Below are 23,846 nucleotides of genomic sequence, written 5' to 3'. Positions count from 1 at the left end.
GCCGTTGACGCCGTTCTCGCGCTTAATCCATTGGCAACATAGGATTTCCACAAAACCATGCACTCAATAGCTAACTCCAATGCATCTCGGCTAAAGTTACCAGAGACTATTGAAAAAGTGCATTTGTGAACCTCAACTCCACCTGAGCCCGTCGTCCAGGTAGAGGACGCTAAAGTGGCTTGATCAATTTTTTGATGCGATCCACTGCGTAGCTTCCCATTTATCCTGCAATGCTTTGCTCCATTGCAAACATCAGCGCAAACACGCAAAGCTTCGTTATCATTTATAAATGCCTCTGTCTGAACCTTATCCCAATGACATTCAATCAACCAATCTTTAATGTGATAGCAATGCATGAAGAATGAAATGCAATCGTCTTTCGGCTGGTCAAGTGAAAACGTAGCCGAATGTGCGTGGATACCTTCGTATGCGTAGTGAAGCCTTGTTAGATAGCGCTCCGCTCGATTTAGCTGCTCCAAAAAGCTTTTTGGACTGTGTGGCACACTAATCTTTCATTTCCCACCGTAAATCGTGCAAATCGTATCTAGTTGCGCCTCGCCTACTGTTTCTGGCACAACGTCCAAAAGCTTTACTTTTTCTCTTGGGATAGACGTTTGATCGATCACTGAACCGGCTTTGTCATATTCGATAACTTGATGACTGCCCAACTGCCGTGTCACACAATTGAATGCAGTTCTGCGCAACTCATAAGCACCAGTTTCTACTCGATGCTTACGTGCCACGCCATTGCTCAATACCGGTTCACCGTTGACCAGCAAAGTTTCCTGCGTGTAGTAATTGGTACGCAACCAAATTTCAACTGATTGATCTCGGCGAACTGCAGTACCTGTTAGGAATGCAACGACACCACCAGGCTCGCCTTGCTTTTCCTCATAATTTCCTATTGGTACAGCGACATTTTTGGGTTCTAAAGAAGCAGATTTGCAAAGATTTTTGATGTGAAATTTCAATGCGGGAGCGAAATCGAACTCGCTTTGCTTCCAGTCAGATAGCGCTGTTCTGTACAAAGGATAGGTACTCGCCTGTGCTTTCGCCCGTTGTTCCAGCTCAGCGATCGAGTTTCCCTCTTTGACATAAGCGACGCGGACTGTGTCAGATAGCTGCGATCCGTCACACATTGCCAAAACTTGTACTGAAGTAGAGAAGCCTCCGCTCAATTGGTGGACATAAGTTAGTACCCCTCCACCAACGCGGCTCGCATTCGCACCGGTTGCCAGATAAGTTGTGGTGTCACCAAAAGTACCAAGATTCACAAAGCTGCCTTGCTGCGCAAATGCAGACACAGAGAGCACTGCACACAAGACGCAAGTAGTAGTTTGTTTTTTCATAATCCTCCCTTGTTTCGCTTTGATCTTTTCTTTTTCTACTTCACGCCAGCACAGTAGATTGAAACATACGAGTCGATTGCAGATTGCTCACTTTTGAACATTCCTGGACGCGCCAAGTATTCACGTTTTGCGGCTGCACTTTGAAAATCAATGCAGCTTTCATAACTATTCTTCTGACAACCACTTATCAAAAGCGCAATTGCTATCGCAGCTACAGATGCTTTCATTGACACACCACTTTCGCTCATGTTGAAATTTAACACTGTCAGATCTATGCTGCCTATGTTCGCATAGGTCATCTCCTACTTGCCTACGTTAGCAGGATCCCACACCACCCGATCATTGATTGAATAAGCAAAAGATTCAGACTGCTTGCCTCGCCCTGCGTTGTACACATTCGTCTTTGCCCACATCTCGTTATATGGCCACGTGCCGGCTGCTGAGCCCCATGCTGTCCCCTTTCCGTTGATGTAAAAAGCCCGGTTTTCCGCTGGTTTGCTCTCCAAAAACTTCCTGTAGTCCTGCTTAAACTGCAGGTTAGTCGTCGGCAGTGCTTCAACGTCATCTAACGCAATAGTGGGTGCCACTGCTGGAACGTTTTCAGTGCTTGACGACAGCGCTACGTCAAAGCGCTTGGCTGCGAAATCTGACCCTTCAACGGCATTCAGTGCTTCTTTGCCAAAGGCTTGAAACCAATCGCTCAAGGCAGCCAAATCGGTGTCTGCTGCGCTCTGGGAAAGGACAGCCCGTGGCATGGAGACCCCGGCCGTATATCGAATTTGGCGGTTTGATCGGCGGATGACGTCCATTTGCCAGACGATAGGTGTCTCGCCGAGGGAGTTCATCGCAGCCTTGTCGGCCAGATAAGGGCGGACCATGCCGTTCAGATGTCCAAATGTGTCTAGGTCGTCTTTGACATTCGTCCTTTCAATGCCGGTCAAGAAGGCATTGAAATTGGAATATGACCGGAGATGGGAACAGGCATAAGAAAAGCTTGAATTCGACACTCCGTAGGCCTGCGGGACCGTACCTGGAATCTGCGGGCACATCCAAATTCCGCGGCTTGGAATGCTGAAATAGGACTCTGAAGTCGTCGAAAAAGTCACGAACTTCAGGGGCGAATTTTTGTCCTGGTTAAGCAGTGTGACGTGGACCAAATTTTTGTCGCTCGGCTTGTGAAAGAAGTCATAGCGCTTCATCACACGCCAAGCGCTTTTTGGAATTGGCACCATCGGTCCAGTTCCCATGTCCACCCGGTCGGCAGTAAACACGGCACCGTCCTGAATATCTTTGAATGGGACGGTCTGAGATAAAGCACCAGACACGGCGAGCGCGGCTGCTGCAGTGAACGCGGCTTGAGCAAATGGGTTCATATGTCCTCCCTGATTGGTTTGTAATTAGGCGGTCTGGCCGTTGATGGCCTTCAATACGTGCGGCTGGTCTTGCCAGAGAGCCATGTAGTCACTCGCGCCTACGCACGTACCAATGGCAAAGCACAGCGGCTCAAGCGCCAAACGCGCAAGCTTGCCGCGCCAGGAGCCCTTGTCCACGACACCCATCTGATATGCAAGCTCTTGGGCGCGATGCAGAGCGATTGGACGCATTATTTTCTCGGCGAGTTCCGAGCGGCGCATCAACCTTACATAGGGGACGGCCCAGAAGTGATAACCGCGAACAGTGGTTTCAGACAGATTTGCTTTTGTGAAAGCCAAATCCGCACGCCACACATCTTTCTGGATTTCGCCCTTCGAGTAAAAGTGGGTACACACCACGCGAGACGAACCGCTGCTGCTGGTGGAAGATGAGCTTGTGTCAGAAGAAGTGACAGCGTCTCTCTCGTTTGTAGTGTTGCTGTAGGACATGTCGGCAGTCGTTCCAAGCACGGTAGCTGTCTCTTGGTTCGGTCCGCTGTAGATCGTCACGCCATCGCTGCCGAGGTAGCCCGTAATAGTCCGCCCACCGCCGCTTGAACTGGTGTAAACGACCGGGTCGGGCACAGTCCCTCCTTGAGAAACCAGAACGTTTGAGCGACATGTGTACACACCACTCAACACCATGAGCCCTGCGTTGCAGCCTTGGATCGAAGTGGCGGAGGACACAGCGGCTGGCCGGCGATCATCCGTTGCTGGCTGGTATTGGATCTCAAGTTCGTCGTTTTGATACTGCGCTTGCGCGCCACTCGACGCGAGCCCTAAAAACGCCAAAACAGCAAAAGATACCTTGTTCATTTTGAATGACATGATTTACACCTTAATTCGTTAAATTTGACTTTGTACAATTGAAAAATCCATTTGTACAATCTCGTACAATTTTGTACATTTGATGCTGGGGTACTTTTTAATTTGTACAATTGCAGCAGCAATTTGTACAATTGGTTTAACGCGCTCCCATAGCCCTCCTGACTGCCGCAGCTGCATCAACCGGCGTGTTAAATTGAGTGTTTCTCACAATTTTGGCTGCCCGTAATCTGACGTTTTGGGCCTCCTCCAAACTCGTGACCCCGCTCAGACGCATTGGCTCCCGGCGCACACGAATCTCAAAATGCCGGAAGACTAAGCCCTTCATTTGCGGCTGTTGGTCCTCCAATTCCTCGGCGGCTCTGTCCACAGCCCGCTGGTGCTTCTGCAGCAGCTCCGTCAAGATTGATTCGGGGTCCACTTTTCCCGGGGTCCTGCCTTCGACATGTGCCTGGCGAGCAAGTTGAGAGATATGGTCGCGCACGGCCTGTTGACGCATCGGGTGATCTTCTGGCAGGCACTCAAGCAAAGTGTTGAATACCAAGTCTTCACCCGCTTGAACCATGTTTTCGTGCCTAGCCTGGCGATGCCTCGCCTTTTGGTGGTTCATGTGCTGAACCGAACTCAAAAGTCCCTCAAACGCAGCGCTGCTCATGCTGCAACTCCAATTTGCTCTTTGAGGTGCACTAGGGCAGCCAAATAGCCAATCACGTAAGGCGTCTTAGCCTCCTTAAGACGCTCGCGCAGCTCCGTGACCGGCAAAGTGAACGGGTCAGCCTCATCTAAAAGCTCACCTAGCAGGCTTGATTGAGTGGCAAGCCGAGCAGCTTCCTCTAGCGAAAATGGGCCTTCATCACCGACACCCTGATCATCGACGGAAACACAATATGAGTAGCCACCGCCGGGCTGCATGTCGAGCGTGTAATCCACTCCGTCACGCGAACCCAAATACGTCTTGTAACCGTCCAACTCAGCGCCGATGAATTCCACGCCGTTCATCGCGAAGGAATCGCAATTTGTCATCATAAAAACTCCCCTTTAAACAGGCTCGATGCCGAACTTTTTGAACATGATTTGAAAGCGGCGACTCCCGTTCTCAAAGTATTCGTGGATCTCTTTTTCTGGTGCAATCGAGTCCAGGGCAATAACCGCCAAGCATTGGGTATGGAGTTTCAAATCGAGCCCACGAAGATGATTCAGAGGGAATGGGTATGCGTGCGAGTTATAGAGTCCCGCCAGAAGGCGAGCCACTGCACGGGCCTGCCCAGTATCTGACTCCTCCGCCAGCTTCATCAGCTCGCGAAGGGCCGGAAAACCCCCTCTACGCGCTTCTTCAGCCGCTGCTTGGTATTCCTGCATCTGCTTGAAAAATGGATCATTCAAGTCATCAATGATTTCGTTTTCTGTGGCAATTACGCGCTCTTTAGCTCTCATATCGTGCTCACTTTCTGGCCGTTTGGCCGCCATGCCTTTCGGCGGTTTCTCTGCTTTCAAATTCACCGGGCCTCAAGATTCCCGCCCCCCTCAAATGAGGTCTTCTTGGTGCGGGATTCGTCCTTACTTTCTTTCACCGTACCCTCTGAGTTCTGCGCCCGGAAGACGGCGGCACCAGGGGCGGCAGGGATGAGCGCGGAAGATTTGTAAAGCGAGCTTGCGAGCTTTATGAACACCGCGAGCAGACCGGACGACACTGGGGCAGACTTCTGGAGGAATAGCGCAGAACTCAGCGGGTATGGGAGCAAAGGGCAGGATCTGCGCACAGAGAGATGCCCGAGCGGCGAGCGGTTTAATTGACCCGCCAGGCGCAGCCAAGGGGCAACCATTGATGGTTGTTCTGGCGGTTGCTGCATGCCGCAAAGCGGCTTGCAGAGGTTCCCCCAGAGGGAGGACAAGCGCAGCGCGGCAGGGAGATTGTGCGAAGCACATTCTCCCGCGAGGGGCGAGGGACCAAGCCCGAAGGGCCGAGACCTTGGGCTCGGTTTACGCTGGGCCCGTGCGCCGCAGGCGACGCCTCCAAAGGTATTTGCAGTTGGTTTTGGTGAATTCAATTCCACAGCCTCACCCCCACGCAAAACACTAAGCCAGCCCACCCCAGCAACCCAAAAAACATGGTTTGTAGATTGACCTTCCGCCACTCTGAGTTAGCCAACTTCTCCGAGCGCAACCGCTCCTTTACAGACGCCAACTCAGCAGGCATTGCTCGCAGGGAATGAAGAAATTTCGGGTACTCGGTACAAATGAACTTTGCGGCATCCTCAGCAGACAAATTGAGTTTCAGCAGTTCAGCAGCAATGTCCTGAGCCCAGCCGATAGAGGGACCTTGCCAGGAACTGGCCTGAGATTCTTCGTACCCAGCGGGTGCGTTTTGAAGGTCGTACAGACTCGCAAAGTGAACCCACAGAGCCCCCTCAATCCGCTCCGACTTCATGAAAGATGAAGCGTCCAAGCGTGCAAAAAGATAGAGCTGAAGGGCGAAAAATCGGGCGTCATGGCTAAAGTCCGTAGCTCCAGCCTCACCCAAAATCCGGTGTGTTACTTCGTGGATATATACAGCCGCGAATTGAGTTTTTGACTTGAGGTGTAGCGTGTTGCGCAGAACCACGCGCCGATCCACCTCACCAGCACAACAGTACCCGGCCCACCGAGTGGGCCGCAATTCCACCGGTGGCGGATTACTGATACCCGCAGCGGCGGCGGCGGGTTCCAGCAGCGCACGCACCCAGCCAGCCGTAAGGGCGGGTGCTGGGGCGGTTTGATGTACCGCGATCACTCCTTCACCTCGCCACTGGCTGCACGAATTGATTTGAGCGCCGCCTCTTGGACGGGGGTCAATGGGATGCCCCTCCAGGTAACTTGAGCAGGCACAGCTGGGGGAGTGGCGACAGGCTTGGCCGCAGGCCTTGCCAAGGGAGCAGCATCCCGCTCAACCTTGATGGAGCCAGGCGCAATCATCAGCATCGAGCGCGCAACAGAGGGGCTGCAAAGCCTCCCCAAAAAGCGCAGCTCTTTGACCGGACCGGGCAGACCGGTGACGTCATGCCCACACCGATGGAGCATGTCCAGAATTTTGGAATGCTCAGAAGGTGTGAGCAATGGATCTTCAAGCTGCTGAAGCAGCTTGGCCACGATCTGATCGTCCGTGAGTAACAGCGCGCGCATGCGCGCCAAACGCTCTTGCTCTGGGTCTGGCGTCTCCAGCAGAAAATTTAGGGCGTCGGTCATCGCACGACCTCCCTCTGCACGTCCTTTTGAACGGGCCTGTGAAACTCGCCGCCCCCAGCGGCCACAGCCTCTGGGGGCACGTCCCCCGCACTCCCGCCCCCGTCGGGGTCGAATTGAAGACAAAAAAGAACAGGAGAGACGCGCGTCACACCATGCAAAGCGGTACTTTCTTCACCCTCCAAATACGCCGCAAGAACAATGTACTTGGCGCAACCCCGCTGCACCAGTCTCGGGCCGCCTGAAAACGACTCGATGAACCAATTTGACGAGCGGCATGAGAGGCAGTGATTGGTAGAGGTATATGCGCTCAACTCACGCACTGATTCCAAGAGGCTTTTGGTGGATTGATCCTGACCAGCAAGGGTCAGTACAGCAACATCGATCAGCTCTTGGAGGTGCGGTGCGAACGTCGTCGGACTTGATGCAAGGTCTGTCATTTCGGTGCCTTTTGGGTTCGTGGGTTGGCGAGTGGACAAAGGGCGTTCAACCACCGCGCAGGCGCGGTGGTTGATTTTGTAGAGGCGCATGGCGCATGCCTGGGCCTGGCATGGGGGCGCGCCGACTTGGCGGCGAGATGCCATTAGCTGCGTTGAGCTGCTGCTGAATCTTGGGAAGACTGAGGCTTCTGTCCAATGTGCTTCCGGCCAAAAATTCAGAGCTATCTGCAGAGCGAAAAAGTACGCCTGTGGTCTGGCCAGTGGAGCTGGTGGCCAGCTTGCAGTCGATCCCGGCGGTTTTCAGGTTCTGCTGAAAGTCTTCGAAGTTTTTGGATTTGGAGAGGGCTTGATGAATGATGTTTGGATCCACCCACGCCCTCTTGGTGCCTCGCCGGTCAGCTCTTCGGTGTGCGCTGACGGCGCGATCTGTTGGAGGGGCTTGGGTTGGTTTTGGCGCGAAATCCGCGACCTCAATGCCAAGACTTCGAGCAGCCTCACGCGCTGCTGCACGCCCTCTCCAAAAGTCATTTGAGTCGCTCACCAACGATCCATCTGGCTTTGAACGGCTGTACACAATGTGTACATGGTCGTTCCTCCCAGGGTGCCGCGCGATGGTGTAGTTGCACCCCTCTGCACCGATATTTTTAAGCCATGTCTTGCCCACTTCGTGCCACTCGCTGAGGGACAAAGAGTGGCCTTCCGGACGGCTCAAGCTGATGTGGACGATAAGGTTGTCGGGCGACACCAAAGGGTGGCGACGGCAATCGAGTTTGAATTCTGCACGTCGCTGCGCGGCTGTCGTGCCGAGCATGTTGCTCGCAATGTGCTGTGCGCTCTTGTCCGCCAAACTGTAAGCATCACCGATGACAGAACCCCGATGCTTCTTGAAAAGAAGGGACACGGTTTTCCCGGCCTGATTCCAGCTGCCAGCTTTTGGACTTGCACCGCGCGAGCGGCGGTGCGTGCGTTTGAGCGTTCGAGAAAGTTTGGCAGCCGCCGACTTGCTTTGGCTGGCGGCCTTGGAGCGCAGTCTTTTAGATGTGCGCTCATGAGCGCGTTGTCCGGCATCTGCAGCCGCTGTAGGGCTGCTCATGCGATCTGCCCCAAAGCGCTGCGCATTGCAGTAAGTGCGGTGTGCCAAGCCGTGTTGCCAGCCGCCTGTTGCCCATTGAGCGCTTCGGCCAGGACGTTTGTTTGGTCGCTGGCTGCCAGAAGTCCAGAGCTCAAAATTTCTGAAGCCTGAGCTTCAGAAATTGCCCCTGCCTTGACGCTCAAGCCAAGCCCGCGCACCTTGTCTTGCATCTCCATTAGCAAGGGGCAGACGCGGTCCAAGGGGGCACCAGATGCCGATGCATGGCCATGCAATTGAGTGAGGTTTGAGACCGTCCCATGGGCCACAGCCAATAGCTTGCGGCATGGGTCAGGCAGGTCTGCAGGTGCAGGAGGCATGGGGGCAACTGGAGCGCCAGCCAAGGCGCTGATGCGCATGAAAACCGCCACAGGCAGGCCAGCCTTGAACGCGCGCTGGCGCAACTCGGTTCGCTCATGCAAGCTGACCCGCACAGTCAATTTGATGTCACGTTCCACGTCGATCACAAGTACATCCTTCAATCAAATTCGTTCCGCTTACCCGTCCCGGCCGAAGGCTGGGCGGTGGGTCCAGGGCGCCAGCCCTGGCAGTGGTTCGTAGCCGTCGGAGACGGCGGAGAACATAGCCTGCTGTCCTGTTTATGGACTGATTCGATTTTGGGGATTAACAGGTAACGATGCTTACCGAATACCTACCGGATACTTACCGGATATAAAAATCTCAAGCAAAAAATTTGAAAATTCACAACGCAAATTCTGCAAACTATTTTCAAAAAGGATAAAAAAATGAGCGCCAAAAGCAGTTGGAGTCTGGAGCAATTGGAAGATATAAAAAATGAGCTAAATGCGCTTCCGCCGCAAGCGAAAAAATTTACAAAAAAGGAGGCTGTTGCGCACATGAAAGATGCGATATTGAAGGCAAAAAACAATGATCAAACGATTGAATCAATCAAAGAATTTTTCGAGAAAAAAGGCCTAAAAATCAGTCAAAGGGAGCTGAAAGAAATATTTGGGATTTCTGCAAAACCAAAAAAAATGGCGACTAAAAAGTCGCCATCCGCTCCACAAATTTCTAGTGCAATCGCCGTTCCGCAGGCCTGAATTTGTCCAACGCAGCGCGCCACGTGCGCTCGGGCCAATCTTGTGTATGGTGTCGCAGCCACTGAGGCTGCGACAAAAACTCAACAATTTCCTCCCGGCTGCGCCCTTCTCTCAGCATTTGAATAGCCATTCCAAATGCCATCTCGCTATTGATTTTTGAGTCACTTTGGGCCTGATATTTTGGCAATTTCGGATTCATTTTTGGCAAAAAAACAGCTGACTTTTGTTTTGTCAAAAAATCATTTTCATTTGATTTCCCAGTTGCCTTTCGAGTTTCATATAGTTGGCAAACAAATCCACCTTTTCCCCAATTAATTGAGCCAGGAAATCGATGAAGTTGTATTGAACTAACCGCAGCCGAATCGCCAAAAAATGTAGATGAAATTGACTTTTGAATTTCAATTCTTTGTGACCGAATGCGCGGTAAATCCATGATCAAAATGGCTTGATAATTTTTTGAGCTTGTCTCCAAAATTACAATTGCTCCGCTCCATTGTTGGAGCAATTTTTCTAAAGAATCTTCCTTCAAATCATCCAAAAATATTACTTTTGATTGGTCACCATCCAACTCTATAGAGGCGGTTTGAAAGTCAAATTTTTTCTTACCGTTCATCAAAAGAATTCTTGCAAAATTATCAAAATGATAAATTGCAGAATTTGTTTTTTGGAAATTATTTTCCAAGAAAATGTTTCCAACAGGCGCGCCGCGCGAGCCGTCCGCCTTTCTCAAAAGAGCTTCAATTTTTACTAATTCAATTCCATTTTCAGAAAGAAAATTGAAAAATTTTTTCGCTTGAATGTTTTTTGAAATTGAATTTGCTTCTTGATCGCCCGACCAAGGGCGATCCAACAACTCCCCCTCGATGGACCCGGGCTCCCCTGAACCCGTCCCCCCCAGGGGGGGGGCCGTGTTAGGGGTTCCCTGTATTTTTTTATTCACTCCGCGCGCGTGATCCCCTCCTTTTTGGGGGGATCGTGCGTGTGCGCGCGATCCCACTATTTCGCGGGGATCACGTGCGCGTGACGCACGCGCGTGATCCCCTCCTTTTTGCAGATCTGGAAGGAATGCAAAAAGCGGCTCAAAGTCAAATGTCAGTGACCAATGGCTGCTTCCATCCTCCAGTAGGGTCCTTTTTTGCGTCAAAACGTGCATTTCCCTGAGTTTTTCTCTTTGGGTGACCCAAGCCTTGTCCCCAAGCCCAAAAGCGCTCCTGAGTTGTTTCACGCTGATTTGGTCGTATTGAGCCCTGAGCACCCAATACAAAATGCCCCTGGTCGTTTTCCCCAGAAGTGGGCAGTGTTCAATTGCACGACTGGCGGCGTCGATCCCATGGCCGCGCAGGAGAACAGCAGATGTGTTGTGGCTTCCCACAGTAAACGTGCGGTAGGTATCCGGTAAGCATCAAGCCAAAAAACGCTTCACAATTTGCATCGATCCCTTCCAAAAGATCCTGCGCAAGCTGGCGGAATGGCGTTGAAAATGCCCTCCGTTAGCCTGCCGCCCCTTCGTTAAAAGATCGCCCAAGCGATACACCTTCCCAGCGCGCCCACTCCTTGCAGCGCTGAACATCAACCCACAAGTCCCTAGTCTTTTTCCCTCGGGGGCTCACCCGGCTAAGCCAGTCAATTTGCCCTAGGCTCCGGCGGTTGTAGATTGTTTGCAACCCCAATGGAATGTCCGAGCAGCAGTCCTTGAGCCGAATTCGTCCGGTCGTTGTGGGGGTGTTCATGCTGCGCCTCCAGCCTGAATTTTGCGCGGCCTGCCGCGACCGCGCTGGCCTGCGCCGGCAGGTTTGGAGACGGCTTGTTGAGGTAAGTTGGCGGTGTTCGAGCAAGACAACCAGGCAAGCACCTCGCTCTTGAGCCATACAAGCTCGTTGCCAACTTTTTTGCAAGGCGGAAGCTTGCCCTGCTGGCCCGCCCAGCGCTTGATAGCGCGTGTATTGGGGGCCTTGAACGGCACCACCAAGTCCGCCGCGCTCAAAATTTCATCTTGAAGAAGCATCTCTATCCCCTGCCAGATGCCACTCTGAGCATCTGGAACTAACCAAATTGACCCCGCCACACAAGCGGGGAGCGATTTAGAAGGCGGGGAGGTGGCGCGGAGGCCGGAAAGTTCGTGCTTGGCGGGAGTCAAGCCCACCCAACATTGGCACCGTTTTGGCACAGAGGACCAAAAAACCAATCAAATTGGCCCCTGGGAGGCTATCCAAAGTCTTTCCCAAAGCACAAAAGCAAAGCGCAGTGCCCAGGAACCCCAAAATGAACTGGAACAACGCTCCATCAAATTGCAGGCTCAAGCCGATGCCGACAAGCGCGCAAAGCAGAAGCACGGTGCACGTGTGAACGTGCCCCATCCTCTCATCGTCTTGCCTCATCAGTTTTGCATCCATGACCAAAAATATACACATCTTTTCAAAGTTGTGCAAAGCTTTTTTTACGTAAGTCCTTGATTTCATTAACTAATTTCGCGGATGTATACATCCGCAAAGTGAGTTTCGATGACCCGTGCCAAAACGGTGCCAAATGGAATTTGCGTGAATTTGTCTGAAATTGCGAGGGATTGCAGCGGTTTGTTTGCCGTGCCAAAACGGTGCCACTGGCACCGGAAAAGCCATAAAAAAAGCCCTACTGATTAGGTAGGGCTTTTTAGGCAGTCGCTTTGTAACCTGTTGATTTCAAAGGACTTTTTTCACTGGCGGAAACGGAGGGATTCGAACCCTCGATGAGGCTCTACACCCCATACTCCCTTAGCAGGGGAGCACCTTCGGCCACTCGGTCACGTTTCCTGACAGCCGATATTATCGCATGACTCTGGTGCGTTTTTTCCAAACTACGCTGCGTCAACGTCAAAAGCTTGAGGTGCTCCCGACCTTGATCGGGTGTACAGCACGGTGCCTGATGCTCAGAACGTAATTCCAGCCGGGTTGGACGGGGATGGTGCCGATGGCGAGGGCAACGCGGCAGGTTCAACTGCAGTGGGTTTTGCCGCAGCTTCCGGTTTGGCAGGCGCCGCTTTTTGCACGGTGACCAAGGGCGTAGCCGCCGGGTAGCGGTAAGACTTGGGCAGCATGGGGCTCTTGGGGTAGCCCGCCGCGTCCAGGTACTGCGTCCATTCGACTTCCGAAAATCCTTTGAGCTTTTGCCCGCCTATCGTGGCAAAAGGCAGGCTCGCCTCGCCTGCCAAGCGCTGCAGAGCCTCATTGTCTTCAGAAGTGGAAATGGTTTTTTCGTTGAAGGGTACGCCGCGGGACTTGAGCAGGGTCCTGCCCGTATCGCAAGGAGCGCACTGAGCGGATGAGTAAAGGGTCACCGGGTATTTGGATGTCACTTGCCGCAATTCAAATGGCAAATCGCTGCCCCCGGCGTTGTTCGCTGACGAGCTGCCGGTGTTTGCCGTGGTGGCTTGTCCGGCAGCAGGTGGTTTGTCAGAAAAAGTGACTTTGCCATCTGACCCGACGATTTTGTAAACGCCTTGCGCGCCCGACATTCCGGTCACGGTCAGCATGGCCAAGCCGAAGCCCAGGAGACGCGATGTGCGGAGTTGCATAGTAGTCATCCTTTGAAATGGAAATGAAAGATGCGCCGGAGTGGGCCGATTATTGAGTCGTCATGCCTTGGTGGCGCAACAAAGCGTCCAGCGAAGGCTCGCGCCCCCGGAATGCCTTGAACGACTCCATGGCAGGTCGGCTGCCGCCGGCTTCCAGAATGGCCGTACGGTAGCGCTTGCCGGTTTCCGGGTTGGCGCTGCCATCCGGTGCGGCGGTTTCTTCAAATGCTGCGTAGGCGTCCGCACTGAGTACTTCGGCCCACTTGTAGCTGTAGTACCCGGCTGCGTAGCCACCGGCAAAAATGTGGCTGAAGGTGTGCGCTGTGCGGCTCCACGCAGGGGATTGCAACACCGCTACTTCGTCCCGCACTTGCTGGAGCAAGGGCATGATGTCGTCGCCCGGAGTGTGCTGGGAGTGCAGCAGCATGTCAAACAGCGCGAATTCGATTTGCCGCAGGGTTTGCATGCCGCTCTGGAAGTTTTTGGCGGCCAGCATTTTGTCAAACAAAGCGCGCGGCAGTGGCTCGCCGGTATCGACATGGGCGGTCATGTGTTGCAGCACACTCCACTCCCAGCAGAAATTTTCCATGAACTGGCTGGGCAGCTCCACCGCATCCCACTCGACACCGCTGATGCCGGATACGTCGCGCTCATTCACCTGGGTGAGCATGTGGTGCAGCCCGTGCCCGAATTCGTGGAACAGTGTCGTTACGTCATCGTGCGACAACAGCGCAGGTTTTTTGACGCCATCGACTTCCACGCCGTCCGCAAAGTTGCAGACCAGGTGCGCCACCGGGGTTTGCAGCACGCCGGTGTCGGGGCGCAGCCAGCGGGTGCGCACATCGTCCATCCAGGCGCCGCCGCGTTTGCCGCTGCGGGCACTGGGGTCCAGGTAAAACTGGCCGATCAGGTTACGACCTTGGGGGCCCACGCGTTCCATGCGGTAAAACGACACGCCGGGGTTCCAGATTGGGGCTGTGTCGGGGCTGATTTCCACATCGAACAAGGTTTCGATGATTTTGAACAAACCGGCGAGCACCTTGGGGGCGGTGAAGTACTGTTTGACCTCTTGCTCACTAAAGGCGTAGCGGGCTTCCTTGAGCTTTTCCGAGATGTAGGGCCAGTCCCAGGGTTGCGGGTCGTCCAGTCGCAATTCGTCTTTGGCAAAGGCGCGCAGGTCGGCCACGTCTCTCTCCGCGAATGGGCGCGCTTTGCGGGCCAGGTCGCGCAAGAAGCGAATCACCGTGTCGGGCGAGTCGGCCATTTTGGGAACGACGGACAGGGTGGCGAAGTCGGGGTAGTCCAATAACTGCGCCTCTTCTTTGCGCAGGGCCAGGATGCTATTGATGACTTCTGTGTTGTCAAACTTGCGGAATTCTTCGGCGGCCTCTTGTGACGCACGGGTCGCATAGGCGCGGTACAGCATGCCCCGCAGCGCGCTGCTGGTGGCGAACTGCATCACCGGCAGGTAGCAAGGCATTTTGAGCGTGAGCTTGTAGCCCTCTTTGCCCTCGGCTTCTGCCGCACTGCGGGCGGCTTGCACTACGTCGGCAGGCACACCGTCCAGCTCAGCCAGACTGGCGTAGTAGCTGAATGCATCCGTGGCATCGAGGGTGTTTTCGCTGAACTTTTGGCCCAGCTCAGCTTGCTTTTCTTGAATTTCGGCAAAGCGCTCGCGGGCGGCGCCTTGCAGGTCCGCACCACCCAGCACAAAGTTGCGTACGGCATTTTTATGGGCCTGCAGTTGCTCCGCGTTCAGCTTGGCCGTGTCGATCGCTTTGTATTTTGCAAACAGGCGCTCATCGGCACCCAGGCGCGTCCAGAACTCTGTCACTTTGGGCAGGGCAGCGTTGTAGGCTGCACGCAGTTCGGGGCTATCGGCCACGCTGTTGAGGTGGCTCACGGCGCCCCATGCCAAGCCCAAGCGCTCGGTGGCTACATCCAGCACCGACGCGATGGCGGTCCACTCGGCCGGAAAGCTGTCTGCAGTGACTTGCTCTAGCGCAGTGTCCGCTTGTGCCAGCAGATCGTCCACCGCGGGCACCACGTCTTCCGGGGTAATGCGGTCAAAAAGAGGAAGCGGGGCGTTTTGGAGCAGTGGATTCATAAGGGCCGGTGTCTCAGCGAGAGTCGTGGAAAGAGATCAGTAAATGCGGGCAGGGGCGGGTTACGCAAGCCCCCGGGCTGCCGCATCGCGCTCGGCGGACTCCATGGTGTTGACCAGCAGCATGGTGATGGTCATGGGGCCCACGCCGCCGGGCACCGGGGTGATGTAACCCGCCACCTGGCTCACGCCCTTGTAGTCCACATCGCCGCAGAGTTTGCCCTCGTCGTTGCGGTTCATGCCCACATCGATCACGACGGCACCGGGTTTGACCATGTCGGCCGTCAGCACGTTGCGCTTGCCCACGGCCGCTACGATCACGTCAGCTTGCAGGGTCATGGCCTTGAGGTCGGGTGTGGCGCTGTGGCAGATGGTGACGGTCGCGCTCTTTTGCAGCAGCATCATGGCCATGGGCTTGCCCACGATGTTGGAGCGGCCGATGACCACCGCGTGTTTGCCGCGCAGGTCATAGTTAATCGATTCCAGCATCTTCATGCAGCCGTAGGGCGTGCAAGGCCAGAAGCCAGGCTGGCCCACCATCAGGGCGCCCGCGCTGGCGATATGGAAGCCGTCCACGTCCTTGCCGGGCGCAATCGACTCGATGACTTTGTTGGCATCGATGTGGGCGGGCAGTGGCAATTGCACCAAGATGCCGTGGATGGACGGATCGTTGTTGAGCGCTTCTACGCGGGCTAGCAACTCGGCCTCGGTCATGCTGGCGTCGTATTTTTCCAGTACCGAGTGCAGGCCCGCATCCGAGCAGGCCTTGACCTTGTTGCGCACATACACCTGCGAGGCGGGGTTGTCTCCCACCAGCACCACGGCCAGACCGGGTGTCAGGCCTTTGGCTTTAAGGGCTTCGGTGCGGCGTGCGACGTCGGCGCGGAGTTGGGCGGCGAGGGCGTTGCCATCAATGATCTGGGCGGTGGTGGATGCTGTCATGGTGCGTCTTGAAGTAAAAACGCCCGCAGCCGATAAGGGGCGGGCGCGGGTAGCTATAAAGTTGATAGCGTCAGGTCTTGGGTGCGTTCTGGCCGAGGGCGATTTTCAGCAGATCGGCCACGGTGTTGGCGCTGAGCTTTTCCATGATGTTGGCGCGGTGCGCTTCCACCGTTTTGATGCTGATGCCCAGGTCGTCGGCAATTTGCTTGTTCAGGCGGCCGGCCACGATACGCTCCAGCACCTGGCTTTCGCGCAGGGTGAGTTTGGAGAGCAGGGCATCGCGGTTGACGGCCAACTGGTAGTCGGCAAAGGTGTCTTTGGCGTGGTCGAGCATGCGCTCCACCAGACTGACCAACTGGTCTTCCTTGAAAGGCTTCTGGATGAAGTCCATAGCGCCTTTTTTCATGCTGTCGACCGCCATGGGCACGTCGCCATGGCCGGTGATGAACACGATAGGTAGGGGGGACTTGGCTTCGATCAGGCGGCTTTGCAGCTCCAAGCCGGTCATGCCGCCCATGCGGATATCCACAATCAGGCACGCCACTTCGCGGGCGTCATAACGGCTGAGGAAAGACTCTGCGGAATCAAAACACCGAACCCGGTACCCCTTGCCCTCTAGTAGCCATTGCAGCGAATCGCGTACTGCTTCGTCGTCATCGACTACGTAAACCGTTCCTTTTTTGGGGATCAAGCTCATTCAGTTATCCGAGGTTGGGTTGTGGGGCCGGCTGCTCTGCATAGGTCAGTGTGCCGGTGTCGTTCAGGGGCACCCAGAATGAAAACCGGCAGCCCGCAACGTCTTCTCCATTGTAGATGTTCTCCGCCGTCATCCGCCCCAGATGAGACTCGACGATGGAGCGGCACAAAGACAGCCCGATGCCCATGCCGTCTGCCTTGGTGGAGTAGAAGGCTTCATACAGGCGGGCCATGACTTCGGGGGCCAAGCCCTTGCCGGTGTCTTGCACCGAAAACTCCACTACCGGCTTGCCGTCGATCTGCTTGGGTAGCACACGCAGCTCCACGATGCGGTCCGCGGTTTGCCGCAGTGCGGAGTCAATCGACTCGGCCGCATTGCGCAGCAGGTTGACCAGCACCTGTTCGATCAGGATAGGGTCCACCATCACCAGCGGGATGCGGGCGGCCACGTAGTGGTTCAGCCGCACATTGAATTTGCGTAGCTCAATTTCCGCCAGCTCCACAGCTTCGGCCACCATGGTGGGCACTTCGGACAGGGTGCGGTTGGGCTCGCTGCGTTTCACAAAGCTGCGTATGCGCTGAATGATCTGGCCGGCGCGCTGGGCTTGCTTGGCGGTTTTTTCCAGCGCAACCAGCAGGTCCGGCTCGCTGATCTGCTTATCTTTGATGCGCGACACCATGCCATTGCAGTAGTTGTTGATGGCAGTGAGCGGCTGGTTGAGCTCGTGGGCTACGCTGGAGGCCATTTCACCCATGGTGATCAGGCGGCTGGCCGTCTGGGCGCGCTCCGCCTGAATGGCGGCTTGCTCTTCGGCCAGGCGGCGGGTGGTGATGTCGGTGGCAATCACCATTTGCGCCAGGCGGCCATCCACCCAGCTCAGGTAGCGGGTGCGTACCTCCAGCCATTTGCCCAGGGCGTCCACAAAAATGTCGGCGCTTTCGGAGTCGCTGTCGGGCAGGGCGCTGGTGGGCAGGCCGGCAAAAGAGTCCACGCTGTCGTCAGACTCGTCGTTGGTCGGGTTGTTGGGCATTCCGGCCTCGGCGACCAGTTGCAGGTGGCCGCCTGCCTGCACGCCAAACCACTGGCGGTAGAGCTTGTTGGCAAACAGCAGTTCGTCGCTGCCCAAAGGCGCCACTGATATGGAGGCGTCCAGCGCTTCCAGCACCGTGGTGAATCGCTGGTGCGAGGCGGTGAGCTGTTCCCGCACCCGGTTGGGTTCGGTGATGTCAGTCATGGAGGTGACCCAGCCTGTTTGGGTGCCCATGGCGTCGATCAACGGGGAGACATAGAGGCGGGCGTCAAACAGGCTGCCGTCTTTGCGCTTGACGCGTACCTGAATGCCGCCTGGGGTGGCGTTGCCGGTGAGTTCTTCTTCAAGCCGTGCGGCTACGTGCTCGCGCTCGCTGTCAGGCCAGTAGGGGAAGGGGGCGGTGCGGCCGACGAGGTCGGACTCGGTCCAGCCCGTCATCTGGCAGAAGGCTGCATTCACGTAGGTAATGCGGCCTTGCAAGTCCATAGCGCGCATGCCGGTGAGCATGGAGTTTTCCATGGCACGGCGGAAGTTGGTTTCCGACATCAAGGCCTGCTGGGCCTGGACGCGGCGGCGGGTATGGCGCCAGTTGGCGATCAGCATCCAGGCGGTCAGCACACTCAAAGCACTTACCAGCCAGAACAAGCCGCTCCCGATCACGCCCAGCGATGCCCGGTAAGTCTGGGCCCGGATCACCAACCCGGAACCCACCGGGGAGACCGGCATGGAGTACTCGTTGCCCGGGCTGCTCCAAGGCAGAAAGCGCCCCACTAATTTGCGGCCGGGAATGCTAGTGCCTGCGAGCAAGCGCCCGCCTGCATCCTGCAGCGAAATGGCGTAGCGGGCGGACACCTCAGACGGCACGCCATAGCGGTACAGCCCATCGATGGAGTATTCGGTAATCAGCACTCCGGCAAACCGGCCTTTACTCACCAAGGGAATGAACATCTGTAGCAGCGGCGCTTGGTCTTTGGCCAAGGGGGGCTGCACATAGACCAGTTGGTTGAGCTGGCGCGCCAGGTTGTAGCCGGTTTGGCGGTCTTCCCTGAGCAGCACGTCGCTGGTGGTCTGGTAGGGGCCGACCACGGTGGCACCCATGCCCTGGCTGGCGCGGGTGCGGTGTTTGTCGTCGATCCAGGCCATGGCCTGCACTTCGGGGTACTGGTCCAGCAGGTTGGCGGCGCGGAGTTTGAAGTCGGTGATGTCGATTTCTTTGTTGGCGATTTCGCGGGCAATGCGGGTGATCTGCTCTTGCCGCTCCAGCAGGCGCAGGCGCAGGCGCTGCTGGGTGTATTCCACGTCGCGCTGCACCGCTTCCTGTTCGCGGTCCATTTCTTCCAGACGCAAATAGCCCAGTGCGGCCACGATGGCGGCAAAAAACAGCAGCACCGCCGCCAAGGGGGCCAGCATGGCAAAGCGGTCCTGGCGGTGGGGCGTCAGCCGGTGCCACCAGCGTTTGGCGCCATCGACGGTGGGGATTCCCAGGGGTTTGGGTAAGGCAATCACTTTGTAAAAAGGCATGGCCCGAGTGTAGGGGAGGGGCGCCAACGGCGATGTCGCAAGTGCTGCAAAGCAGCATAAATATTTCAATATATGAAACGCATAAGCATGATTTGAAATTTTGAAATAAATATGAGAAACTAGGCAGACCGCACTAAATTACGCCAAAGTAACCAGGAGACATCGATGGCAGCAGTTCCCCAGAATCCTTTGGGCGCGTCCGACGTGGACGGCCAAGAAACCCGTGAGTGGATGGATGCGCTTAGCGCAGTGATTGAAGCCGAAGGCCCCGAGCGCGCGCACTTCCTGCTGGAGCAATTGCTGGAGCACGCTCGCCAGAAGAGCATCGACATGCCTTTCTCGGCCACCACCGGTTATGTCAACACCATCGAGCCGCAAGACGAAGAGCGCGCTCCTGGCAATCTGGAAATTGAAGAGCGCCTGCGCGCCTATATGCGCTGGAATGCCATGGCCATGGTCGTCAAGGCCAACCGCCACAACCCCGCAGATGGTGGGGACTTGGGTGGTCACATTGGCTCGTTTGCCTCGCTGGCCAGCCTTTTTGGCGCCGGCTTTAACCATTTCTGGCACGCTGAAAGCGAAAATCACGGTGGTGATTGCTTGTACATCCAAGGCCACGTGTCCCCCGGTGTGTACGCCCGCGCCTACCTCGAAGGCCGCCTGACGGAAGAGCAGTTGCTCAACTTCCGCCAGGAAGTGGACGGCAAGGGCCTCTCCAGCTACCCGCACCCCAAGCTGATGCCTGAGTTCTGGCAGTTCCCCACCGTGTCCATGGGCTTGGGCCCATTGATGGCGATTTACCAGGCCCGTTTCCTGAAGTACCTGCACGCCCGCGGCATTGCCAATACCGAAAACCGCAAGGTTTGGGTGTTCTGTGGCGACGGCGAAATGGACGAAGTCGAATCCCTGGGCGCCATCGGTTTGGCCGCCCGCGAAGGCTTGGACAACCTGGTGTTCGTGATTAACTGCAACTTGCAACGTCTGGACGGCCCGGTGCGCGGCAACGGCAAGATCGTGCAAGAGCTCGAAGGCGAATTCCGCGGTGCCGGCTGGAACGTGATCAAGCTGCTGTGGGGCTCCGGCTGGGATGCCCTGCTGGCGCGCGACAAGGAAGGTGCCCTCAAGAAATTGATGATGGACACCTTGGATGGCGACTACCAGGCCATGAAGGCCAATGACGGCGCTTACGTCCGTAAGCATTTCTTCGGCAAGGACCCCCGCACCCTGGAAATGGTGTCCAAGATGTCGGACGAAGAAATCTTCGACCTGCGCCGTGGCGGCCACGACTCCAAGAAGGTGTACGCCGCCTTCCACAAGGCCGTGAACCACAAGGGCCAGCCTACCGTCTTGCTGATCAAGACCGTCAAGGGCTTCGGCATGGGCAAGGCCGGTGAAGGTAAAAACAACGTTCACCAGACCAAGAAGCTGACCGACGAAGACATCAAAGCCTTCCGCGATCGCTTCAACATTCCCGTGCCGGACAGCGAGCTGCCCAACCTGCCTTTCTACAAGCCGGCAGACGACACCCCTGAAATGAAGTACCTGCACGAGCGCCGCAAGGCCTTGGGCGGCTACCTGCCACACCGCCGTACTAAAGCGGACGAGAGCTTTACTGTGCCGTCCCTGGACGTGTTCAAGAGCGTGATGGAGCCCACCGCCGAAGGCCGTGAAATTTCTACCACCCAAGCTTATGTGCGTTTCCTGACCCAGTTGCTGCGCGACCAGGCCTTGGGCCCACGCGTGGTGCCGATTCTGGTGGACGAGGCCCGTACCTTCGGTATGGAAGGCTTGTTCCGCCAAGTGGGCATCTACAACCCCGCTGGCCAGCAGTACACCCCGGTCGATAAAGACCAGGTCATGTATTACAAAGAAGACACCAAGGGCCAGATCCTGCAAGAAGGTATCAACGAAGCCGGCGGCATGAGCAGCTGGATTGCAGCGGCCACCAGCTACTCCACCAGCAACCGCATCATGGTGCCGTTCTACGTGTACTACTCGATGTTCGGCTTCCAGCGCATCGGCGACCTGGCCTGGGCGGCTGGCGACATGCAAGCCCGCGGCTTCCTGTTGGGCGGCACGTCCGGCCGCACCACCCTGAACGGTGAAGGCCTGCAGCACGAAGACGGCCACAGCCACATCATGGCTGGCACCATCCCGAACTGCGTTTCTTACGACCCGACCTTCGCCCACGAAGTCGGCGTGATCCTGCACCACGGTTTGAAGCGCATGGTCGAGAAGCAAGACAACGTCTTCTACTACCTGACCCTGTTGAATGAAAACTACCCCATGCCCGGCCTGCAGCCCGGCACGGAAGAGCAAATCATCAAGGGCATGTACCAGTGCAAGGCCGGCCCTGCGCTCACCGCCAAAGCACCACGCGTGCAGTTGCTGGGATCCGGCACCATCCTGCGCGAAAGCATTGCGGCGCAAGAGCTGCTCGAAAAAGACTGGGGCATCGGCGCTGACGTGTGGAGCTGCCCAAGCTTCAACGAACTGACCCGCGACGGCCAGGACGCTGACCGCTGGAACCTGTTGCACCCGCTGGAAACACCGCGTGTTCCGTTTGTTGCCGAGCAACTGGGTAAGTCCACCGGCCCCGTGATCGCGTCTACCGACTACATGAAGGCCTACGCTGAGCAGATCCGTCCTTTCGTGCCCAAGGGCCGTACCTACAAGGTGCTGGGCACCGACGGCTTCGGCCGCTCCGACTTCCGCAGCAAGCTGCGTGAGCACTTCGAGGTGAACCGCCACTACATCGTGGTCGCCGCCCTGAAGGCCCTGAGCGAAGACGGTGTGGTGCCCGTGGCCAAGGTGGCAGAAGCCATCGCCAAGTACGGCATCAACGCTGACAAAGTGAACCCCTTGTACGCCTAAGAACTCCGGAGACAACAACATGGCATTGGTAGAAGTAAAAGTCCCGGATATCGGTGACTTCGACGAAGTCGCGGTCATCGAGCTGCTGGTCAAAGTGGGCGACACCGTGAAGGTGGAGCAGAGCCTGATCACCGTGGAGAGCGATAAGGCCTCTATGGAAATTCCTTCCAGCACCGCCGGTGTGGTCAAGGAAATCAAGGTCGCCCTGGGCGACAAGGTCAAAGAAGGCTCCGTGGTCGTGATGGTGGAAGCCGCTGGTGCTGCTGCAGCGCCCGCTGCAGAGTCAAAAGCGGCTCCAGCGCCCACCGCTGCTGCGCCAGCAGCTCCTGTTTCTGTAGCGTCCGCTCCGGTGGCAGCCCCTGCGGCCTCCGGCCCGGTGGAAGTGCGCGTGCCCGACATCGGCGACTTCAAGGACGTGGCTGTCATCGAACTGCTGGTCAAGGTCGGCGATACCGTGAAGGTGGAGCAAAGCCTGATCACCGTGGAGTCTGACAAGGCCTCCATGGAGATTCCTTCCAGCACCGCCGGTGTGGTCAAAGAAATCAAGGTCAAGCTGGGTGACACCGTGAACATCGGTGACTTGGTGGTGATTCTGGAAGGCGTGGCCTCTGCGGCTCCGGTTCCGGTGGCTGCTGCCACTGCCGTTGCGCCCGCAGCCGCGGTTGCCGCTCCGGCGGCTGTGGCGGCTGTGGCGGCTGCCGCCGCAGCTCCCGCTGCCCTGGCGGTGCCCGCGCACGCGCCCGGTGGCACCACCTTGGGTCTGCCCCACGCATCGCCCTCGGTGCGCAAGTTCGCCCGTGAGCTCGGCGTGCCTTTGAACGAAGTCAAGGGCTCCGGCCCCAAGGGCCGCATCACCGAGGCCGACGTGCAGGGCTTCACCCGCTCCGTGATGAGCGGTGCGGTGCAAACCTTGGCCATCGCTGCCCAAGCCAAGGCATCCGGCAGCAACGACGGTGCCGGCCTGGGCCTGATCCCATGGCCCAAGGTGGACTTTGCCAAGTTCGGCCCGATCGAGCGCAAGGAAATGTCCCGCATCAAGAAGATCAGCGGTGCCAACCTGCTGCGCAACGCGGTCATGATCCCGGCCGTCACTAACCACGATGACGCCGACATCACCGACCTCGAAGCTTTCCGCGTCTCGACCAACAAAGAGAACGAGAAGTCCGGCATCAAGGTCACCATGCTGGCTTTCCTGATCAAGGCCTGCGTGGCCGCGCTCAAGAAGTTCCCCGAATTCAACAGCTCGCTGGACGGCGATGCGCTGATCTACAAGCAGTACTACCACATCGGTTTTGCGGCCGATACGCCTAATGGCTTGGTGGTGCCCGTGATCAAGGACGCCGACAAGAAAGGCATCTTCCAGATCAGCCAGGAAATGGGTGAGCTGGCCAAGAAGGCCCGCGATGGCAAGCTCGGCCCTGCCGATATGAGTGGCGCGACCTTCACCATCTCTTCATTGGGTGGTATCGGTGGCCGTTACTTCACGCCCATCATCAACGCGCCTGAAGTCGCCATTTTGGGCGTGTGCAAGAGCCAGATGGAACCCGTGTGGGATGGCAAGGCCTTCCAGCCACGCCTGATGCTGCCCTTGTCGCTGACTTGGGACCACCGCGTGATCGACGGCGCTGCGGCTGCCCGCTTCAACGTGTACCTGGGCCAGATCCTGGGTGACTTCCGCCGCGTGCTGCTCTAA

General features: G+C 56.5%; 21 protein-coding genes, 1 tRNA gene and 1 pseudogene. 4 read left to right on the top strand and 19 right to left on the bottom strand.

The features are described from left to right. Window positions 1–512: 512 nt before the first annotated feature. The 12 genes and pseudogenes from FDM28_RS13215 to FDM28_RS18200 form a co-directional block, all read right to left on the bottom strand. A complete protein-coding gene (locus FDM28_RS13215; RefSeq protein WP_138515827.1) occupies window positions 513–1,349 on the bottom strand; it encodes a hypothetical protein in 837 nt (278 codons plus the stop codon). A gap of 35 nt (window positions 1,350–1,384) precedes the next feature. Continuing rightward, on the bottom strand, window positions 1,385–1,648 hold the full coding sequence (locus FDM28_RS13210) for a hypothetical protein (RefSeq protein WP_138515825.1): 264 nt from the start codon (window positions 1,646–1,648) through the stop codon (window positions 1,385–1,387). A gap of 3 nt (window positions 1,649–1,651) precedes the next feature. Then, window positions 1,652–2,722 carry a hypothetical protein gene (locus FDM28_RS13205; protein ID WP_138515823.1) on the bottom strand — a complete coding sequence of 357 codons (1,071 nt, stop codon included), beginning with the start codon at window positions 2,720–2,722 and terminating at the stop codon, window positions 1,652–1,654. 24 nt (window positions 2,723–2,746) lie between these two features. Continuing rightward, on the bottom strand, window positions 2,747–3,589 hold the full coding sequence (locus FDM28_RS13200; RefSeq protein WP_138515821.1) for a hypothetical protein: 843 nt from the start codon (window positions 3,587–3,589) through the stop codon (window positions 2,747–2,749). Between the two features lie 136 nt (window positions 3,590–3,725). Further along, window positions 3,726–4,241 (bottom strand): hypothetical protein, encoded by a 516-nt coding sequence (locus FDM28_RS13195; RefSeq protein WP_138515820.1) that lies wholly within the window; start codon window positions 4,239–4,241, stop codon window positions 3,726–3,728. Further along, window positions 4,238–4,612 carry a hypothetical protein gene (locus tag FDM28_RS13190; RefSeq protein WP_138515818.1) on the bottom strand — a complete coding sequence of 125 codons (375 nt, stop codon included), beginning with the start codon at window positions 4,610–4,612 and terminating at the stop codon, window positions 4,238–4,240. The genes FDM28_RS13195 and FDM28_RS13190 overlap by 4 nt, the downstream gene beginning before the upstream one ends. A gap of 12 nt (window positions 4,613–4,624) precedes the next feature. Beyond that, a complete protein-coding gene (locus FDM28_RS13185) occupies window positions 4,625–5,080 on the bottom strand; it encodes a DUF7673 family protein (protein ID WP_138515816.1) in 456 nt (151 codons plus the stop codon). A 550-nt stretch (window positions 5,081–5,630) separates the two neighbouring features. After that, window positions 5,631–6,356, bottom strand: coding sequence for a hypothetical protein (locus FDM28_RS13180; RefSeq protein WP_206021971.1), 726 nt, complete (start codon window positions 6,354–6,356; stop codon window positions 5,631–5,633). After that, window positions 6,353–6,808 (bottom strand): hypothetical protein, encoded by a 456-nt coding sequence (locus FDM28_RS13175; protein WP_138515812.1) that lies wholly within the window; start codon window positions 6,806–6,808, stop codon window positions 6,353–6,355. Before FDM28_RS13175 ends, FDM28_RS13180 begins: the two co-directional genes overlap by 4 nt. Before the next feature lie 483 nt (window positions 6,809–7,291). Further along, window positions 7,292–8,338, bottom strand: coding sequence for a relaxase/mobilization nuclease domain-containing protein (locus FDM28_RS13170; protein ID WP_138515810.1), 1,047 nt, complete (start codon window positions 8,336–8,338; stop codon window positions 7,292–7,294). After that, on the bottom strand, window positions 8,335–8,553 hold the full coding sequence (locus FDM28_RS17750) for a hypothetical protein (protein WP_138515808.1): 219 nt from the start codon (window positions 8,551–8,553) through the stop codon (window positions 8,335–8,337). The genes FDM28_RS13170 and FDM28_RS17750 overlap by 4 nt, the downstream gene beginning before the upstream one ends. Window positions 8,554–8,694: 141 nt before the next feature. Continuing rightward, window positions 8,695–8,832 (bottom strand): annotated as a pseudogene (locus FDM28_RS18200) (plasmid mobilization protein); the annotation flags it as partial. Between the two features lie 288 nt (window positions 8,833–9,120). Here FDM28_RS18200 and FDM28_RS13160 point away from each other — a divergent pair. After that, on the top strand, window positions 9,121–9,435 hold the full coding sequence (locus FDM28_RS13160) for a hypothetical protein (RefSeq protein WP_138515807.1): 315 nt from the start codon (window positions 9,121–9,123) through the stop codon (window positions 9,433–9,435). Here FDM28_RS13160 and FDM28_RS13155 read toward each other — a convergent pair. Then, window positions 9,407–10,660 carry a DNA-primase RepB domain-containing protein gene (locus FDM28_RS13155; protein WP_138515805.1) on the bottom strand — a complete coding sequence of 418 codons (1,254 nt, stop codon included), beginning with the start codon at window positions 10,658–10,660 and terminating at the stop codon, window positions 9,407–9,409. The genes FDM28_RS13160 and FDM28_RS13155 overlap by 29 nt on opposite strands. 898 nt (window positions 10,661–11,558) lie before the next feature. On the opposite strand from FDM28_RS13155, the gene FDM28_RS13150 reads away from it, so the two are divergent. Next, complete coding sequence (locus FDM28_RS13150) at window positions 11,559–11,888, top strand: hypothetical protein (protein ID WP_138515803.1); 330 nt, start codon at window positions 11,559–11,561, stop codon at window positions 11,886–11,888. Window positions 11,889–12,131: 243 nt separating this feature from the next. On the opposite strand, the gene FDM28_RS13145 is transcribed toward FDM28_RS13150, so the two are convergent. From FDM28_RS13145 to FDM28_RS13120, 6 genes are all read right to left on the bottom strand, one after another. Continuing rightward, window positions 12,132–12,224, bottom strand: a tRNA-Ser gene (locus tag FDM28_RS13145). Between the two features lie 116 nt (window positions 12,225–12,340). Further along, complete coding sequence (locus FDM28_RS13140; RefSeq protein ID WP_138515801.1) at window positions 12,341–12,985, bottom strand: glutaredoxin family protein; 645 nt, start codon at window positions 12,983–12,985, stop codon at window positions 12,341–12,343. 49 nt (window positions 12,986–13,034) lie between these two features. Then, window positions 13,035–15,092 (bottom strand): M3 family metallopeptidase, encoded by a 2,058-nt coding sequence (locus FDM28_RS13135; RefSeq protein WP_138515799.1) that lies wholly within the window; start codon window positions 15,090–15,092, stop codon window positions 13,035–13,037. A gap of 60 nt (window positions 15,093–15,152) precedes the next feature. Beyond that, window positions 15,153–16,031, bottom strand: a complete 879-nt coding sequence (folD, locus tag FDM28_RS13130) for a bifunctional methylenetetrahydrofolate dehydrogenase/methenyltetrahydrofolate cyclohydrolase FolD (protein WP_138515797.1) — start codon at window positions 16,029–16,031, stop codon at window positions 15,153–15,155. Window positions 16,032–16,101: 70 nt separating this feature from the next. Further along, complete coding sequence (locus tag FDM28_RS13125; RefSeq protein WP_138515795.1) at window positions 16,102–16,728, bottom strand: response regulator transcription factor; 627 nt, start codon at window positions 16,726–16,728, stop codon at window positions 16,102–16,104. Window positions 16,729–16,732: 4 nt separating this feature from the next. Further along, window positions 16,733–19,279, bottom strand: coding sequence for a PAS domain-containing sensor histidine kinase (locus tag FDM28_RS13120; RefSeq protein ID WP_138515793.1), 2,547 nt, complete (start codon window positions 19,277–19,279; stop codon window positions 16,733–16,735). Between the two features lie 165 nt (window positions 19,280–19,444). On the opposite strand from FDM28_RS13120, the gene aceE reads away from it, so the two are divergent. Continuing rightward, window positions 19,445–22,153 carry a pyruvate dehydrogenase (acetyl-transferring), homodimeric type gene (aceE, locus tag FDM28_RS13115; RefSeq protein WP_138515791.1) on the top strand — a complete coding sequence of 903 codons (2,709 nt, stop codon included), beginning with the start codon at window positions 19,445–19,447 and terminating at the stop codon, window positions 22,151–22,153. A 19-nt stretch (window positions 22,154–22,172) separates the two neighbouring features. Then, on the top strand, window positions 22,173–23,846 hold the full coding sequence (aceF, locus tag FDM28_RS13110; protein ID WP_138515789.1) for a dihydrolipoyllysine-residue acetyltransferase: 1,674 nt from the start codon (window positions 22,173–22,175) through the stop codon (window positions 23,844–23,846).

Origin of the sequence: Rhodoferax bucti, assembly GCF_005876985.1 — a bacterium.
Lineage (GTDB): Bacteria > Pseudomonadota > Gammaproteobacteria > Burkholderiales > Burkholderiaceae_C > Allorhodoferax > Allorhodoferax bucti.
Note: the sequence above shows the minus strand (reverse complement) of the source record. Positions and strands in the feature narration are given on the sequence as shown.